Raw genomic sequence first — 18,453 nt, 5'->3', positions numbered from 1 at the left:
ATCAATACATTGATTTATATGTATATTTTTCTTTTATGTTCGATTTCGAACACTTTTGTCTGTACGATTTCGAACACAATGTGTACGGTTTCGAACAATGGCAAAACAAGACAGGAAATATTCACGTGGCTAAGCTTGAGGGCGCTATTTTAATTGTTGATGACGACGAGGACATTCTCGTTGCAGGGAAACTTCTGCTGAAACGGCATTATGGTACGATCATAACCTGTAATAACCCTGACAAAATTCCACAGCTCATGGCTGATCAAACTTTCGACGCCATTCTGTTAGATATGAATTTCGGCCCTGGGGAGTCCTCAGGTGATCAAGGGTTTTATTGGCTTAGCCGCATTCTCGAATTAGACCCACAAGCTGTTGTTGTAATGATCACTGCCCACGGCGGTGTAAATGTTGCTGTTGAGGCTATGAAGAAAGGAGCGACTGACTTTGTTGCCAAGCCTTGGCAAAATGAGAAACTGGTCGCGACATTGTCCGCCAGTGTAAAGCTAAGGCAAAGCCGTTCTGAAGCAGAACAGCTAAAAACCGAGAACCGCACTTTGGCGCAAGTTACCAACGCGCAAAAACAAAGTATCATTGGCACCAGCAAAGGCATCAAAGATGTTTTGTCGTTTATCGACAGGTCTGCACCTACGGACGCTAATGTTTTAATTCTTGGTGAGAACGGCACAGGCAAGGAACTTGTCGCAAGAGAACTTCATCTGAAGTCAAATCGGGCCGAACGTGTTTTCATGTCTGTTGATCTTGGCGCGATACCAGAGACACTTTTCGAATCTGAGCTGTTTGGTCATAAAAAGGGTGCATTCACCGACGCACGCGATAACCGTGTCGGGCGACTGCAGGCAGCAACTGGCGGCACATTGTTTCTGGATGAGATAGGTAACCTGCCCCTACACCTTCAGGCTAAACTGCTAACAGTTCTAGAGCAACGCACCGTAGTTCCTGTAGGGTCTGACAAAGCAATACCTTTTGATGTTCGCGTTATCGCGGCCACCAACGTTTCAGCTGAGAAATTGCGCGACGAAAGCGTCTTTAGGCAAGACTTATTATTTCGCCTGAACACTGTTGAAATACTGGTGCCGCCACTGCGAGAGCGCCGAGATGATATACCACCTATTGCAGAATATTACGCTTCTTTCTATTGCAGAAAATATAATCAGTCCTTGAAACCATTTGCCCCTGAAACACTTGAAGCAATCAGCGCTGCAGACTGGCCTGGCAACGTCCGCGCCTTGCGACACGCCATTGAGCGTGCCGTTATTCTATCTCAAGGCAACACACTCACCGTCGCCGACTTTCATATAAGTGAGGAAGGAACAACAACAAATGATAAGTCAATTGCAGTAACTGCGGCACCGCAAGGTACAAGTGCCAACAATTTAGTTACCGAGGGTCTTAACCTTGAACGGCTTGAATGTAATGCCATTACTCAAGCATTAAAAAAACATCGTTACAATATAAGCCATGCAGCCAAGGAACTTGGCATAACACGCGCAGCGTTATATCGCAGGATGGAAAAACATGGGCTTTAAGAAATTTAGCTTTCTTCTCATCATTCGGCTTGTTCTCATCATGCTTACCTTGATGGGACTGTCGCAGTTAATCATAATTCCCGGCTACCATGCGGCCACGCTGTTGGTTGGCGGTGTGCTGACATTTCAAGTCTTTGAAGTGTACCAATTTGTAAAACGCACCAACGAAGAACTCAGCCGCTTTCTTGATGCTGCGCGCTATGCAGACTTCAGCCAACGTTTTCGAATGCATCAGCTTGGCGCAGGTTTCGGTGAGCTCGGCGAAGCTTTCACAGATATTTTGACCAGATTTCAGTCTGCCAGATCTACTCAGGAGATGGAATACCGACACTTAAAAGCGCTTGTTGAACATGTGCCTGTGCCGCTTCTGTCCATAGAAACATCAGGCACGGTTCAAATCTGGAATAATGCTGCCAGACGATTGTTTGGCAACGTGCATGTTGCGCAAGCAAACGATTTATCTCAGTTCGGGGATACCTTTGAAAAAGAAGCAACAGCTATGAAAGCCGGAGAACGGCGCCTGATCTCCTTTAAGACTGAAGACTTTGATCAGAAGGTGATGCTGCAAGCGACACAGGTAACAATTGATGGCCGCGTAGAAAAGCTGATTAGCATCCAGAATATTCAGAGCGAACTGGACGCTGCACAACTGCAAGCATGGCAGGATCTGGTTAGGGTATTAACTCATGAAATCATGAATTCAATTACGCCCGTCGCCTCACTGGCAAAAACAGCGGTTGATTTGGTAGATGATGTTGCAAGCAAAGTGAGCGATAAAGACGACGTGCTGGAAGAACTGGCCGATGTAAAAGATGCGGTTAACACCGTAGCGCGCAGATCTGATAAACTGAACCAGTTTGTATCAAGCTACCGCAGCCTTACTCGCCTTCCACCACCAAACAAAAAACGCGTTCGCATTGCCGAAATATTTGACCAGATGGAAACTTTGTTTAAAGCAAAATGGAGCAACAACGGTCCAGAACTCAGCACGATTATTGACCCTGATGAACTAGACGTGTTTGCAGATAGAGAAATGTTGGATCAAGTCCTGATTAATATGCTTCAAAACGCAGAACAGGCTTTAACGGATATATCGAACGCAGCATTGACGCTCTCAGCCCGCTTGAATAAACGCGGCCGCGTAGTTATGGAAATTTCAGACAATGGCAACGGTATTGACGATGAAATTGCTGAACGCATCTTCGTTCCGTTTTTCACAACCAAACGTGAGGGAAGCGGCGTTGGGCTCGCGCTCGCGCGCCAGGTAATGATTGCACACGGCGGCACGATCAGTGTTGCCAACAACAGCGAAGGCGGTGCCAGCTTTACACTTACATTCTAGTATACTTAGCTAAGATAATTATCGCTACAACGCACTAAGGGAAAAGAAATGATAATATTCTACCGCAATTTAACAGGGGCTAACATTGCAGCTTTCCTCAGCCGTACCATGTTGGGTCTTGTGTTTTTGATGGCCGGCTGGTGGAAAGTTTTCACGCTGACACCTACAGCGCACGCACAAAACTTCTTCATTGATGGATTTAAAGATCACTGGATACCAGAAGTCCTTCTATGGTTTTTGGGCATGGCTATACCACCGTTCGAACTGATAGCCGGGCTTTTGCTGGTGATTGGTTTGTGGGCTAGACTTAGTACCACACTGTGCGGCCTTTTGCTATTGTTGACCACATATGGTCACGCACTGCAACAGCCATTGTTTGATATTGATGGCCACACCTTTACGCGGTTTGCACTAATCATATTTGTCCTGATGTTACCTGCTGGCACTGACAAAATTAGTATTGATCATTATAAAGCCTCAAAGAACGATTAACTCTTTAAAGCTATTAATTGGATTGTTGGCATGCTTGAAACAAGCATGCCAACTCACTTTAAACGGCTAGTTTTGAACACGACCGCGCGCAGATGCGATCAGTTTCTTGCTGTCATAGCCAACACCATCTTTAAACACTGTCACGACTCTGCGAATATCCTTGATATCAGTGTCCGGCTTGCCATCAACAATAACCAAATCGGCGTTTTTCCCCACAGCAATTGAGCCAACGCTTGCTTCGCGCCCCATAGATATTGCGCCGTTTAACGTGCTAATTTTAATGGCGTCAAGTGGGCTGAAGCCCGCTTCAACCAACAGTTCGATTTGTTCATGGTTTGCAAAGCCTGCAACCGTACCACCAATACCTGTTGTGTCGGAACCAGCGACAACAAGACCGCCCTTGTCAGCAAACGCTTTTTCCCATGCCATTTCCTTGCGCACAGCGCGTTCCCAAATATCGTTATCAATTGCACGTTGATAACCTGCTAAATGATTACCCATATAGTGCGCTTTTGCACCATGACCAAGCGCTTCAATGGCATCAGGGTTTGGTCCGTTTACTGTTGCTGAAATACGCGCGAGAACCGCAAGTGTAGAAGTGATAGCTGTATTGTTTTCAATTAGCTTATCCATCAATGCTTGTGCTTCAGGGCTCTCAAGTTCAACTTCCATGAAACGCGCAAGAGGAAATCCTGAGCATTTATCTTCAACTCTGTTCGGCAAAAAATCTGGGGCAAGAACAAAACCGTGTTCCAGATTATCAATTCCCAGATCGGACGCGTCAGCGTAACTCACCGAACACAGGTGCCCAGCCACTTTTAGGCCGCGACTGTGCGCTTCCTCAATCGCGGCACCCAGCACTGCTTTCTTCACATTCATGTAGGCTTTATAAGATGTCATGCCCTGGTCTGCCCAATAGTTGACAAACCGCCTGGCTTCTTCAGGCGTTTCAAGTTCAGGCGCCTGCAAAAACAATGCAGGGGCACCTTCCACAAACGGCGCTGTCGTGTCGTAATTTGGACCAACCAAACGACCCGCAGCAATATACTGCTTTACCTTAACATCGGTGTATGGCTCAAAACTACCCGCAGTTCGCGCAGTTGTAACACCAGCGGCCAGATACAGGCGCGGGAAAATAACTGGCTGCGTTGCTTGAATAAACCGGTCCGGATCACTGGCATTATAGAACATATGTTCATGCAACATGACCAAGCCAGGCAGAACCGTTTTGCCGTCCAGCTCCACCACTTCGGCATCACCGGGAACATTAATGCTTCCCACTTTGCCCACGGCAGTAATTTTTCCGTTGTTGATAAGTATAGACTGACCCGCTTTTGCAGCTGCGCCTGTACCATCAACAATGCGCACATTTTTCAATAAAACTGTGTCGCTGTTAACAGAAATAAATTGCTTGGACTCGTCCGAAAATTCAGGCGCTTGCGCAAATGCACTAGCCCCAACATGGACACATGCCACAACCGCACACGCCGTCTTTAAATTACGTAGAAATTTCATGATGTTTTCCCAAATAAAGTCAGGGCGCCGACCCAAGGCACCCTCCCCACTGATTGGTAATGCTGGCTTGCCAACAATCGCGTGTCAACAAGCCAACGTTCACAATCAAGTGCATTTCATTCAGAAAAGCTGCAAGCACATCATATCTTATTTGATATCAGTCGATGTTTTTTAAAAAACCATCGATAATATCAACAAATTCACGTGGTTTCTCTGCGAAAGGCAGATGACCAGTTCCTTCAATAATTTCCAACCTTGATCCGGGTATAATCTGATGCAACCCCCACGAAACAGACGGTGCAATAACCGGATCATACCGACCGTGAACAATCAGCACAGGGAACGCCGCTGCCTTTAGCGTTTCCGTGAAATCAAGTACAGCCATATCTTTACGTAATTCGTTGTTCACCTCAATATTGTATGTAAAATTATCAATAGACCGAATATAAATCTCACCTATATCTGCATTCACAAATTCCATTTCGGTAAAAACCCGCATTTCACTTGCAGAAAAGCGTGAAGGTAAATTTTTTCTAATCTGTTGCCATTCACCAATACGGTCCGGAAAAACATCAGCCAGAATGCTTTTGGTTGCAGCAATTGATGGGCCGGTAGAATTAACAAATATCATTGACCGGATATGCTGACTGTACGTTTCAGCATAAGCCATACCAAATATACCGCCGAAGGAGTGTCCCAAGATATCAATCTTCGGCGCGCCGACAGCCGCACGCACGGCCTCGACATCCTGCGCCCAATGAATAAGGCGCGGGCTACTTCTCGCAGTACCCGACTGCGATGTACCGCGTTGGTCAAAACTGACAACCATCCTCGACTTAGCCAGTACGTCAAAACTACCGCCGACACGCATGTAACGGTGATCACTGCCTGGCCCACCTGACAAAATAAACAATGGCACATCGCCTTCGTTTGCTTCGCCTGATACATAATAGGCAATCCGTGTGCCGTCAGCACTCTCTGTGAAACTGCGAACCCAGTTATCCTCGGCGCGCAGTGACATACTTGCACCCACAAGGGCTAGAACAGCAAATACCTGAGTAACAAACCTAAGTCGTTCCAACATGAGAATTTTCATGTTCTGTCGTCCTTTCATTTAAAGAATGCCCAATTACGGACTTTAAAGCTGCGGTCAACAGAACAAAGGCAGGAACTAAACCCTGCCTTAGCTATTACCCGCGTGTATGCGTTAGCCCAGCAGCGGCAATACCAGCCCGACCGCAAGCTGCATCATCAGCGCTTGCTGCGCCTGAAACACCGATGCCGCCCAAATGCGTGCCATCAGCCGTGAAAATAGCTTCACCGCCTTCAAAAATGGCAATGTTGGGTGCATGACCAATGGCTGGAAAATCTTTGGCGCGTTCAAAAGTGCCTTTAGTTGCACGCGGGAATGCGGCAGAGGCATTACCTTTCCACATGGCAATATCAATAGAGCCCACAGGTGCACCTTCCATACGCAGAAAAGCCATTAGGTTTTTGCCTTGATCCAAAACCGCAATATTAACTTTAAGATCATTTTCGAGTGCATATGCCTCGCAACCAGCAACGATTGCTTTTGCTGAAGCAGATGTTAGTACAGCACGCATCTCCTGAGCCTTGATCGGCAAGGCTGCAGAAACGGTTATGCAGGCAATAATGGCGGAGCGTTTTAAAAACTTTAAAGTCATGAATGTATCCCTTCGATTTACATGTAGATTGTGTTAAATATATTTGAACAGCAATCAACAAATGTGACGATATATAAACATATATGAAGAACCCAAATTGGGAACGGTTACGAATTTTCAAAACCGTTCTAGAAAGTCATAGCCTTTCAGGGGCCGCTCGGCAATTAGGTGTTAGTCAACCTACCGTCAGCCGACAAATTCACGCACTTGAGCAAGAACTCGGCGAGACACTTTTGCATGTCACGCCTGACGGCGTACAAATAACGCCCGCAGGGTCTGAACTGGCACCTGCATTAGACGAAATGCTACGTGCTGCTAATCAGATAGCATCTCATAAAACCAACGCTGCCGACATTCCAACTGTTCGGATATCCTGTGGTCCTTGGCTTGCAAATTTCTTCAGCAGAAATATTCATCAGCTAACTGACATGCCAGCCATTCGCCATATAGAATTGATCTCAAGCATACTATTTGCCGACATTCCGCGCCGAGAAGCGGATATTGCCATTCGGACAAAACGCCCTGAGAGCGGGCGCATGAAAGTGCGGCGGTTGCCTGATTATGCATATGCAATATACGGCGGTAAAAGACTGGTTGCAGCACGTGAAGATGCCTTTGATGAAAGGCGTTTCAATACTTTTGATTGGGCCATGTTGTTGCCTGAGCTCGATCATTTCCCTACTGCTAAATGGTTAGTGGAGCGCACAAACCAGACGCCCATCTTGAGATGCTCATCTTCTATTAATTTACTTGATGCGGTGAAGAGCAACCAGGTCCTTGCAATTCTGCCATGCTTTGCTGGTGACGCCGAACCTGATTTCGTAAGGGTATGCCATCCGTTTGTGCCCGACAGTGGCCAAATATGGATGGTTACCCCAGATGATATCAGCAAACGTCCTCACATCAGAGAAACAGCTGATAAAATTTGCGCCCTTTTTCGCTCCATGCGGCAAGTAACCAACCCTGATCACGAGTATTCTTAGCAACCCTTAACTCATTGCGACTGGGCTTTGATCCAATCTGTAACCATGCTTAACGTCTCGCGCATATTATTGTGGCCTAGACTTGAAAACAACGCGTATTCATAATCTTTCCCGGATTTAATAAGTACTTTCAGGCGCTTGATTGATAGGTCAATTGGCACGCTACCGTCTTGCTCACCAAACACCCAAAGCCCAGGAATATTAAGTTTGATTAAGCTGTCACTTGGATCGCTATCTTTGCCTAAAAAGTTTGGCCAAATATACTCTGCAGTTCTGGAACTTAATGCTTCATTATAACTGGGCACCTCTGTGTCATCCAAGTCAGCAGTATATTTACTATAAATGTCTTCTTCACTGACCTTACAAACCGGACCGCTCCACAGCACCAGGAAGTCAATCAAGTTTGTTTGCTCGGCTGCTAAAGGAACAATCCAGCCAGCTTGACTGATACCGGTTAAACCAATTGGCAAGTTATGGATTTTAGGATGTTCATGTAAGAAATTCAGAGCGGCTAGCGAGTCATCCGCTAACAATGTGATATTTTTTTCGCTAACACTTTGTCTGCTCTCATATTCGCCGCCTGAACGGCCCACGCCGCGCTTGTCATAAACCAAAGCGGCAATACCATCTTGTGCAAAGCGTTTCGCCAAATCTATATTGCGCAGCTGTTTTCCTGAACCATGAACAAATACAACAGCAGCCCGAATTTCCTGATCAACCGGGAAAACAATGGACCCCGACAAACGGCTATCATGACTGAAAAATTCGGCGTCCTGAATATCATATTCCGTGCTATAAGCACCAATACTGTTGAATATAACCAAAAGAAAAAACAGTGTCTTTTTCATAAACCGTTCCGAAAGAGATAAGGCGTGTTGAAGTACAAATAATTTCATATCAGTGCTTCATCATACTGGTGATTTTATCGACCATCTTTTCAGCGTTTTTGTTATCTGGATTCAACTTAAACGATTTACGGTAATTCTCTAAAGACAACACATAATTCTCATCAGCGAAATAGGCTTCACCAAGGCTGTCATATGGATTTGCAGAGTCAGGAAATTCGGACACAAGCAATTCAAACACGCCTATTGCAGACTTGACCTTCTTTTGACGCAACAAACTATACCCCAACCGATTTAAGGCATTTTCGTTATCAAAATCATATTCACTCAAGCTGGTCTTTTTAAGGCTTTCATATGATGCAAGGCACGTTACCAGATCAGTCTCGCAATCATCCTTTAACGCCAAATTCAGCGACTTTTTAGGGGCGGCGTATTCATCGCCGCGATTAATGTTTTCAATAGCACGCATAATCTCAAACAGTTTGCGGTCTTTATTGTTCGTCATCAGCACAATCACCAGGTCTTCTAAAGCATCATAGCTAACCAACGCCTCAAAATTATAAGAAGAGCCATGATGTTGGTGATACTGCAGCTTTCCGTCAGTATATTTTCCAAACATTAATGCACCTAACTGATTGCCTGAGTATGAAGCAAACAAGGCCTTGCGAGATTCTTCGGTGATAATCTCACCGCTATGTAAGGCCTTCAACCAGTTAGCCATATCCTGAGCTGTTAAGAAAACCCAACCCTCAATCGAATAAGGAAACGGCGGGTCATTCTCAAAGTTATTATTAAATGACTGAACAAGCGTTGGGTAACTTTCGTCAGGGTCGATAACAGCTGTCGTCATCATACTTGGTTCAAGTATGTTTTTCACGGTAAATTCCTCGAACGATAGGCCAGACACCTTGGCAATAATCAACCGCTGCAGGAAAACATTATTGTTACTGTAGATATATCCTTCACCGGGAGTGAAAGGTAACTTTTCAATCTTCATTAGGTCAGCAAAAGCATCGTCCGGTGTTTTGATGGTACCCCAGTTCACAACAGGAAGGCCGCTGGTGTAATTAAGCAGATGCCTAATTTGAACGTCATTTGCCCAATGTGGTAGCTCTGGAAAGTACTGTGACAGCTTGTCTTCCAGTGATAATTGCCCTCGTTCCTGCAAAATCATAATACCAACAGCATTAAACTCTTTGGCGATAGAGCCCGAGTTAAACACAGCCTGACTTGTAAGGGCTTCAGTTTTGGAGCCATTAGTGTAGCCAAACGATTTTTCATAAACCATTACGCCGTTTTTGATGACTAAAGCATTACCATTAAACAAACCTCTCTCATTGCTTTTCATCATCAACGCATCAATGTTGGAGGCCACGCTCTCAGAAAGTATTTTTTTGGCCATAACACTCGCGTTAGCGTTATCTGGGTCCAGCGACAAAACTTTGCGGTATTCAACAAGTGCCCCATCTCGGTCACCCGAGGCGAGCAAAGCTTCACCTAGACTGTCGTGCGCATTTGGAGACTGAGGAAAAACTTCTGCAGCCAGTGAAAGTACCGCCAAAGCATCTTTCATGCGTTCAAGGCCTAATAGCGAATAGCCAATCCGGTTCAAAAGTGCCTCTGATCCAGATAAATCATAACGACCATCTTCACCAGCAGCAGCCTTATATGCCGCTACAGTTTCCGCCCCTGTTTTGTTCTGATAGTCAGAGAGCGCAACTCTGATTGGAGTTAAAGGCGCTTCGCCTGATATAATTTCATCGATAAGCATGCGCGCCAAAGATATAGCGAGCGCATTATTTTTTGTATCGTCGGTACACACCATAACACCAACTTTTTGATCAGGCGCATACCTGATATTTGCGCGTGCGCCGCCGCCGCTGTGGCCAAGCGTGAGAATGCCGCCTCGTTCTTCACGAATGTTGCCCAGACTGTAATCATCAAACAGATATTTTTCATCAAGCAGCAGTGCTTTCCATTCTGAAGGCGTGATGATCGTTCCATTATTAATGCTCAAAAACAAACGCGCCATATCATCAGCGGTTGTCTCATAGCCACCTGCACTATGTAAAAATGAAGGCTGTCCAGGATGTTGGGTGTTGGTCATACCCGCAGGCTCAATAATATATTGATCCACCAAGTCACTAAAGCTTTCATCTAAATTGTCCTGCAGGATCATTTCTGCAACAGCGTACCCTGACTGCCGGTAACGTGAATGAGCGCCCGGCTGGTAATCAAATGGTAAATCTTTAACCATCCGATAAATGTCTTCATTCCGTGACGCAGGGTCTGATGCAATGGCACCGAAACTTTCTTTATTAACGGCCATCGTGATACCGGACGTATGATTAAGAAGGCGAAAAAACGGAATGGTTTCCCATTTAACTGGTGCATCTTCGATATACCCACCTAACGGCCCATCCAAATCAATACGCCCATCCTTTGAAAGGTTCGCATACGTCAATGATGCAAGAACTTTAGTGGCAGAATACAGACCGCACTGTGTAGATGACGCATATTCTTCGCCATCCGCTGTTACACCGTACCCATTCGAAAATAGAATCTTGTCTTCCAGTACAGCTGTTACGGCAAGGCCGTCGACCTCAAACGCATTCATCAACGCCGGTATTCGCTCAACTGTTGTCAGCTCTAACTGATCCGAAAATACACCGGTTGTCATAAGAGCAGACATAATCAATGCCTGCCCCGATCTCTGTATGCTATTCGCAGCGAAAGAAAGCGCCAGTTTTGAGTTAGACATTATTTATCCTCTGTCGTGTTATTCGTTTTTATTGTTAGTTTTTATTGTAAATTTATCATTCTATTTATATCGCAAATCTGCTCCGTTATTGACTTGGCAAAAGCATTGCTAAAACCTAAGCAAGGTTCGGTAAAATGTTGAAAAACGAATGTGTGTGTCAGCATTTATATTCCAACGTACGGTCTAACTTACATTGGAATACGCATAAGCACTGTCAAGGCAGAGAAGTCAGAGAATAAAAAGCATCAATTATATCAAAAGATTACTTGATAAACTTTTGCTATTCACTGGCGATGAAAGCCCGCATATCTTTTATCAGGGCATCAAAGGCATCTTCATTCACATACATAGCATGACCAGCTTCATAGTAAGTCATTGTCACGCGGCTAGTATCAATGCCGTGACGTGCAATAGTGTACTCTGCGTCCAAAAACGGTGTGATTAGGTCATAATAACCAGATGCAACCAACACCCGCAGAGACGGATTTTTAACCATTGCGTCCGCTAACTGCGGTGCTGTGTTCACATATGACGGCTCGTTATAACCGCTGGAACGATCATATACCCAGTTCGCTGTTACGTCAGGGCCTGAAGAATAATATGGCCGTTCAAGCGTTACACCCAAATCATTGCGCAAGTATTCACGAAACGCAGGCGTATAAGCGGCACCCACCGCATTTGAAGATACATCAAACCGTGCACTCGCTCCTACACCGTCAAGGTCCTTTGATTTGTATCGCCCATCAAGACTGCCAACAATTTCGCCCGTATCGCGGAGTAATTCTTTTCTGAAGCGCCCTGTCAAAATTCGTAACTTGGCACGCTTAATATAATCAATATTAAGTCCTGTGTATCCCGCAAGCTTTACTGCAATGCGGTTTTCCTCACCTTCTTCCAGACTAGAACCTCGGAAAAGCGCAGGTAAATACTCATCCACTGCAAATGCTCGCACTTCATCCATAAAACTCGCCAGGTCTGAGGAGCTGTTTGCTAATTTACCATGATAACGTGCTGTAGCAGCAAGCGTTGGCAGATACGTTACATGTGCGAGCATATTATCCGGCACAGGCGTGCTTCCGGTATAGTCCATCGCTTGCGACACCATAATGAGACCGTTGATGCGCATTGGCTCGGCACCGCCTTGCAAATAAGGCATCATAGCTGCCGCACGTGTGGTGCCAAAACTTTCACCTGCAATATACTTAGGAGCATTCCAGCGGTTATTCACACGCACCCATTCACGTATAATATCAGAAACGGAGCGTGCATCTTCTTCAAGGCCGTAAACATCTTCTGGCTTACCTGTACCTGCTAGGCGACTGTAGCCTGTGCCAATTGGGTCAATAAACACAAGATCAGTGATATCCAGCATTGCAGCAGGGTTATCTTGGATTTGATACGGCGCAAGGCCGGTATCACCGCCATCCGTAGGTACAGGGACATGCTTTGGGCTCATTACGCCCATATGCAACAGCACAGATGCACCACCTGGGCCACCATTGAACACAAATGTTACAGGGCGGCGTTTGTCAGCTTTATCCATGACATAAGCGATAGTAACAGCTTCAGCGTATACATCACCATTACCGCGCTTCAACATCAAATTGGAAACAGTCGCCGTATAGTTAACACGCTTGCCGCCAAAGGTGCCTTGGTGCTTTGTTTCAAAAGCAAAAGGTTCAGGGGCTGGCTTCGCCGCTTCTTCTGCATTCACCGCCAAAAAGGCAACGCTGGACGCAAGCAAAACGCCTACCATCAGTTTGATAGAATTTCGGATAAATGTCATTGGCTTAGCCCCCACTATACAAATTTCACATACCATAGTGTTAGCGGCAAAAATGATCTGCCGCTAGCCCTAAGCGTGAAATAGAGTGATGCTACTTGCTAGCCTTTGCCTTGCATCACTGACGCCAGTGATTGAACCAAATAGTCCACATTAGCGGGCGTAATACCACACAGATTAATGCGCCCAGCGCCTACCATATAGATACCGAAATCACTTTTCATAACAGCGACTTCTACCTCGTCCATCGGCAGCAGTGAGAACATACCGTATTGTTCCTGAATATAGGCAAGGCGGTTACCAAGACCATGCTTATTGGCAGATTCAACCAAAAGGCGGCGATTAACGCGCACATTATCGGCCATTTCTGCCAGTTCAGTGCGCCACATATCGGCAAGCTCTTCAGAACGTAAGATTTCAGATACGATAGCACCGCCGTGTGCAGGTGGCATAGAATACATACCGCGCGCGATGTTATAGACATGCGAGCGCATCGCTACTGCACGATCAGCATCAGCTCCAACCATAATGATGGCGCCTGTGCGCTCTCGGTAAAGGCCAAAGTTTTTGGAGCAAGAATAGGTAATCAACAGTTCTGGCAGGCGCTCAGCCATTGCACGCACAATATAAGCATCCTCGTCCAGACCTTTCGCAAATCCATGATAGGCGATGTCAACCATCGGCAAAAAGCCACGCTCAAGCGCGATTTCAATAACTACGTCAACCTGTGCGTTCGTCAGATCAGCGCCTGTCGGGTTATGACAGCAGCCATGCAGCAACACGACATCCTTTGGTCCAAGCTTACGCAGTTCAAGGGCAAACGATTCAAAATCAACGGCACAGGTCGCTTGGTTATAATATGGCACCATCTCAATTTTCATGCCGGACATATTAAGCAGTGGCTTATGATTCGGCCATGTTGGTGCGCCAATTGTGATAGCGCGCGCGCCAGTGCGCGTTAGCAATTCACCAGCCAAACGTAATGCCCCGCAACCACCCGGTGTTTGAGCAGCAAGCGCACGCCCGGATACTACTGCTGAATGATCCGCGCCCAAAAGCGATTCTAATATCGCCTTGGCAAAACCCGGTGCACCTTCCGGCGGCGTGTAAGCTTTGGTAGTTTCTCCGTTGATGACAAGCTGCTGTGCCTTTTCAACCGCCTGCATAACTGGTGTTCTGCCATCCACTGTGCGGTAAACACCCACACCAAGGTCAATCTTACTCTCGCGTGTGTCATCCTGAAATGCCTTGGTCAAACCAAGGATCGCATCAGGCGGTAACAGATCAGTATCAGCAAACATCAAGAACCCCTTTTATCTTAATCAAACGCAGAATTACGCGACATTAGCGGCAGGTTGCGCGCCGTCAAACTCTTTCAGCAAACGCTCACGGCGAACTGAAACTTTTTCAACAGACTCTTCTTTCACCGGACCAAATCCACGAATGTCATCCGGCAACGCAGCGATACGAAGTGCCGTTGGCATATTTTCAGCATTAACGCGGCTCACAATGTCCATGATGTCTTGCTTATATTCAGTAATCAGGCGGCGTTCCATGCGGCGTTCTTCCGTCATACCAAACACATCCAACTTGGTGCCACGCAGTACGCGCATACGCGCCATCACTTTAAACACAGGCATCATCCACCCACCAAACTGGCTTTTGCGTGGTCGTCCATCAGCATCAAGACCGCGGTTGAAAATGGGTGGAGCCATATTGAACTTGATTTTGAAGTTTCCAGTAAACTCTTTGGACAATTTTTCTTTAAACTGACCGTCCGTGTACAAGCGTGCAACTTCGTATTCATCTTTGTAAGCCATCAGCTTAAACAGATAACGTGCAGTGGTTTGTGCAAACGCATCACCGTCAGGCAAGCCTTCGGTCTTCGACGCTACTTCAGTGACGAAGCTTTCATATGATTGTGCATAAGCCACGTTCTGATAATCGGTCAGAAAAGCAGAGCGACGTGAAACAATTTCTTCAAGCGTTTCTGGTTTTGCTGGCGCTTCAACAATACCTGCAGCGATATTGACCATGTTGGCATCCACTGCTGCCGCGCGGCCAAGCGCAAAGGCTTGCTTATTTTTATCAACAGCGACACCATTAAGTGTAATCGCACGGTCTATGGCATCAAAGCTGACAGGTACCAAACCCTGCTGCCATGAATAGCCAAGCAAGAACATGTTCGAAAACACAAGGTCACCGAGCAAACGGCGAGCGATGGCACTGGCATCAATGGCCGATACATTCTCTGTACCACATGCATCCTTAAGTGTCTTAAGGCGCAGGTGCTGGCCAAAGTCAATGTTCCGGTCCTTGATAAAATCTGCTGTTGGGATTACTTCTGTGTTGGCTGTTACACGTGTTTTACCGGATTGCATAACATTCAGTGATCGCTGATCAGTACCAACAACCAGATCACACACGATCACGGCAGACGCTGCGCCATTATCAATGCGCACCTGATTAATGTTCTCGGGCTTTTCACCAAGACGAACATAACTCAGAACCGTTCCACCTTTCTGAGCAAACCCCATAAAGTCCAGGACAGATGCGCCCTTGCCCTCCAAGTGAGCCGCCATGGTAATGATTGCACCAATCGTAACGACACCCGTACCACCAACACCGCCGACGAGAAGGTCATACGAACGATCAATGCTGGTAATGGAAGGTTCAGGCAAATCTGCTACCAATTTTGTTAGTTCTGAACTGAAGTCACGCGTTTCTGGTTTCTTCAGCTCACCACCTTCAACCGAAACAAAGCTGGGGCAAAAGCCCTTCACACATGAATAATCTTTGTTGCATGAAGATTGATCAATCGCACGCTTGCGGCCCAAAGGTGTTTCTTTCGGGATGATGGAAAGACAGTTAGATTGCTTACCACAATCACCGCAACCCTCGCACACCAGATCATTAATAAAAATACGCTTGGCTGGGTCAGGGTATGTGCCGCGTTTACGGCGGCGGCGTTTTTCTGCTGCACAGGTTTGTTCGTAAATAAGAACCGTTGTACCTTCGATTTCACGTAGGTCACGCTGCACTGCGTCCATATCATCACGGTGGAAAACGCCCGTACCGGCAGGATATCCGCCCAACTTTCGCATCTGCTCAGGGTTATCGCTAACGATAACAACCTTCTTAACACCCTCGGCTTTTAGTTCGCTCGCCATTTGGCCAACGCTCAAAATACCATCAACTGGCTGGCCGCCCGTCATGGCAACAGCGTCATTATATAAGATCTTGTATGTGATGTTTGTTTTTGCAGCGATGGCTTGTCTAATCGCCATAAAACCAGAGTGATAATAGGTTCCGTCACCCAGGTTCTGGAAAATATGCTTTTCCTTCAAAAACATTGACTTGGACGCCCAATTCACGCCTTCACCACCCATTTGAATAAGGTCTGTCGTATCCCTGTTCATCCAGGACGCCATGAAATGACACCCAATACCAGCTAGCGCACGTGAGCCTTCAGGCACTTTAGTTGACGTGTTGTGCGGACAGCCTGAACAGAAATACGGAACGCGCTTTGCACCGGCTGGGGCCGCTACGCTTTCGCCAGCTTCTTCAAGTGCGCACAAGGAGCCTTTAAAGTCTGCCTTACCAAATAACTTAGCAATACGATCAGCCAGAATTGGTGCAAGAATAGACGGTGAAAGTTCGTCCACCCACGAAATTAACGTATCTCCGTTTTCATCATGCTTACCAAGAATGCGTTTGGGCTTCTCGACATCGCGGTCATACAGGTATTCTTTAAGCTGACTTTCAATAATGCCGCGCTTTTCTTCCACAACAAGAATTTCGTCTTTACCGGCCATAAAACGCTGAGCACCTTGCGTCTCCAGCGGCCACACCATACCAACTTTGTATATATCTATACCAATTTCACGTGCCCGCGCTTCGTCAATATCAAGCTGCGCAAGCGCTTCCATCACATCAAGGTATGCCTTCCCAGTAGTGATGATCCCAAACTTGGCTTCCGGATTATTAAACACCGTGCGGTCAATTGGATTAGCGCGGGCAAAAGCACGCACCGCCTTAACCTTGCCTTTCATACGGCTTTCAATCTGCATGCCAGGCAGATCAGGCCAACGGTAATTTAGTCCGCCTTCCGGCATCTCAAAATCGGTTGGGATATTGTAATCTACAATGTCAGGCATCTCGACAGACGCCGCACTTTCAACTGTTTCAGATATACCTTTAAAACCAACCCACATGCCTGAATAACGCGACAATGCGTAACCATAGAGCCCAAATTCAATATATTCAGACAGACTGGCCGGGTTAAGGGTCGGCATATACCAAGCCATCAGGGCTACATCTGACTGGTGTGACATGCTGGAAGACACACAGCCATGGTCATCACCAACAACAACGAGCACACCACCGTTAGGTGAGGAACCATAACCATTACCATGCTTCAAAGCATCACCGGCACGATCAACACCGGGGCCCTTGCCGTACCACATAGAAAATACGCCATCCACCAACGGGTCTTTTTCTGTTTCTACCTGCTGTGTGCCAAGCACAGCTGTTGCAGCCAAATCTTCATTAATAGCAGGCAAAAACTTGATATCATTGTCTTTCAGGAACTTGTCCGCGCGCCACAGCGCCTGGTCAACACCACCAAGTGGAGAACCACGATAGCCACTGATAAAACCAGCTGTATTAAGACCCTTCTTGCGGTCACTGCGTCGCTGCATCAAAAGAATGGAAACAAGCGCCTGTGTCCCGGTCAGAAATACACGGCCTTCCTCGCGGCGATAACGATCATTCAGTTCATAATCATCAAGCACAGGGGAAACAGCCCCGATCTGTGTGTCAGTGGACATACGTCGTGTCTCTTTCTTGTATCAAATGGTTGGCCCAATTCTGCAACGACTATAACAGAATTCATTGGTCAATTCTTTTCATTCTTCACACTAAATTGGTATAATAATGCTTATATTTTTCTATATGTGTAGATATATGATATGTATATTTCACATATAAAAGTAATGTGGATTGAAAAGCCATGCTGGAAAAACTTGATAAGCAGGATCAACGGATTCTTGAAGTGTTACAAAATAACTGCCGCATTTCTACGCAGGAATTGGCAACACAAGCAAATGTATCAACTGCCACATGCTGGCGCAGACTACGCGCCTTGGAAGAAAGCGGAATTATCGACAGTTACCGTGCCGTATTGAACCGTGAAAAAATGGGGTACAACGTGTGTGCTTTTGTACATATCTCCATTGAGCGGCAACGTTACAAAATTGTTGAAGAAATCGAGCAAGAGATTATCGCACACCCTGGCGTTCTCGAATGTTACACAGCAACGGGGGATGCTGACCTCGTACTACGTGTCGTCGCTGCTGACATCAACGACTTCGATCATTTTCTGCAAGGCTTTCTATTTAAACTAAAGGGTGTCTCGCGTGTTCGCTCAAGCATCACGTTGCGGGAAATAAAACAAACAACAGAAATTCCTGTTGATCAAATAGCGCGCTCATAAATC

At 46.3% G+C, this 18,453-nt stretch carries 13 protein-coding genes; 5 read left to right on the top strand and 8 right to left on the bottom strand.

Features of this window, described 5'->3' with window-relative positions; all coding sequences use genetic code 11:
* The first annotated feature begins 35 nt into the window (after positions 1–35).
* Genes OEU88_RS08610 through OEU88_RS08600 form a run of 3 tightly spaced genes read left to right on the top strand, consistent with a single transcriptional unit; the run spans position 36 to position 3,384 of the window.
* Positions 36–1,550, top strand: a complete 1,515-nt coding sequence (locus tag OEU88_RS08610) for a sigma-54-dependent transcriptional regulator (protein ID WP_394805235.1) — start codon at positions 36–38, stop codon at positions 1,548–1,550.
* Positions 1,540–2,892: a sensor histidine kinase gene (locus tag OEU88_RS08605; RefSeq protein WP_262694747.1), complete on the top strand. Its 1,353-nt coding sequence runs from the start codon at positions 1,540–1,542 to the stop codon at positions 2,890–2,892. The genes OEU88_RS08610 and OEU88_RS08605 overlap by 11 nt, the downstream gene beginning before the upstream one ends.
* Positions 2,893–2,940: 48 nt before the next feature.
* Positions 2,941–3,384, top strand: coding sequence for a DoxX family protein (locus OEU88_RS08600; RefSeq protein ID WP_262694746.1), 444 nt, complete (start codon positions 2,941–2,943; stop codon positions 3,382–3,384).
* Between the two features lie 66 nt (positions 3,385–3,450).
* Here OEU88_RS08600 and OEU88_RS08595 read toward each other — a convergent pair whose 3' ends face one another.
* The 3 genes from OEU88_RS08595 to OEU88_RS08585 form a co-directional block, all read right to left on the bottom strand.
* Complete coding sequence (locus OEU88_RS08595) at positions 3,451–4,899, bottom strand: amidohydrolase family protein (RefSeq protein ID WP_262694745.1); 1,449 nt, start codon at positions 4,897–4,899, stop codon at positions 3,451–3,453.
* 157 nt (positions 4,900–5,056) lie between these two features.
* A complete protein-coding gene (locus tag OEU88_RS08590) occupies positions 5,057–5,995 on the bottom strand; it encodes an alpha/beta fold hydrolase (RefSeq protein WP_262694744.1) in 939 nt (312 codons plus the stop codon).
* Positions 5,996–6,089: 94 nt separating this feature from the next.
* A complete protein-coding gene (locus OEU88_RS08585; protein WP_262694743.1) occupies positions 6,090–6,584 on the bottom strand; it encodes a GlcG/HbpS family heme-binding protein in 495 nt (164 codons plus the stop codon).
* 83 nt (positions 6,585–6,667) lie between these two features.
* Between OEU88_RS08585 and OEU88_RS08580 the strand changes: the two genes are divergently transcribed.
* A complete protein-coding gene (locus tag OEU88_RS08580) occupies positions 6,668–7,567 on the top strand; it encodes a LysR family transcriptional regulator (protein WP_262694742.1) in 900 nt (299 codons plus the stop codon).
* Positions 7,568–7,578: 11 nt separating this feature from the next.
* Here the strand turns inward: OEU88_RS08580 and OEU88_RS08575 are convergent, their stop codons facing one another.
* The 5 genes from OEU88_RS08575 to OEU88_RS08555 form a co-directional block, all read right to left on the bottom strand.
* Positions 7,579–8,415 (bottom strand): alpha/beta hydrolase family protein, encoded by an 837-nt coding sequence (locus tag OEU88_RS08575; protein WP_262694741.1) that lies wholly within the window; start codon positions 8,413–8,415, stop codon positions 7,579–7,581.
* Positions 8,416–8,464: 49 nt separating this feature from the next.
* A complete protein-coding gene (locus tag OEU88_RS08570; protein ID WP_262694740.1) occupies positions 8,465–11,173 on the bottom strand; it encodes a serine hydrolase in 2,709 nt (902 codons plus the stop codon).
* 280 nt (positions 11,174–11,453) lie between these two features.
* Positions 11,454–12,959, bottom strand: coding sequence for a S10 family peptidase (locus tag OEU88_RS08565; protein ID WP_262694739.1), 1,506 nt, complete (start codon positions 12,957–12,959; stop codon positions 11,454–11,456).
* 98 nt (positions 12,960–13,057) lie between these two features.
* Positions 13,058–14,257: an amino acid aminotransferase gene (locus OEU88_RS08560; protein ID WP_262694738.1), complete on the bottom strand. Its 1,200-nt coding sequence runs from the start codon at positions 14,255–14,257 to the stop codon at positions 13,058–13,060.
* A gap of 33 nt (positions 14,258–14,290) precedes the next feature.
* Entirely contained in the window at positions 14,291–17,785 is a 3,495-nt protein-coding gene (locus OEU88_RS08555) for an indolepyruvate ferredoxin oxidoreductase family protein (protein WP_262694737.1), read from the bottom strand.
* Between the two features lie 182 nt (positions 17,786–17,967).
* Between OEU88_RS08555 and OEU88_RS08550 the strand changes: the two genes are divergently transcribed.
* The gene (locus OEU88_RS08550) at positions 17,968–18,450 is read left to right on the top strand and encodes an Lrp/AsnC family transcriptional regulator (RefSeq protein WP_262694736.1); all 483 of its coding nucleotides are present in this window, start codon (positions 17,968–17,970) and stop codon (positions 18,448–18,450) included.
* The last annotated feature ends 3 nt before the right edge of the window (positions 18,451–18,453 follow it).

Origin of the sequence: Kordiimonas aquimaris, from assembly GCF_025574485.1 — a bacterium.
Lineage (GTDB): Bacteria > Pseudomonadota > Alphaproteobacteria > Sphingomonadales > Kordiimonadaceae > Kordiimonas > Kordiimonas aquimaris.
The sequence above is the reverse complement of the archived record's forward strand: the minus strand, read 5'-3'. Positions and strand labels throughout refer to the sequence as shown.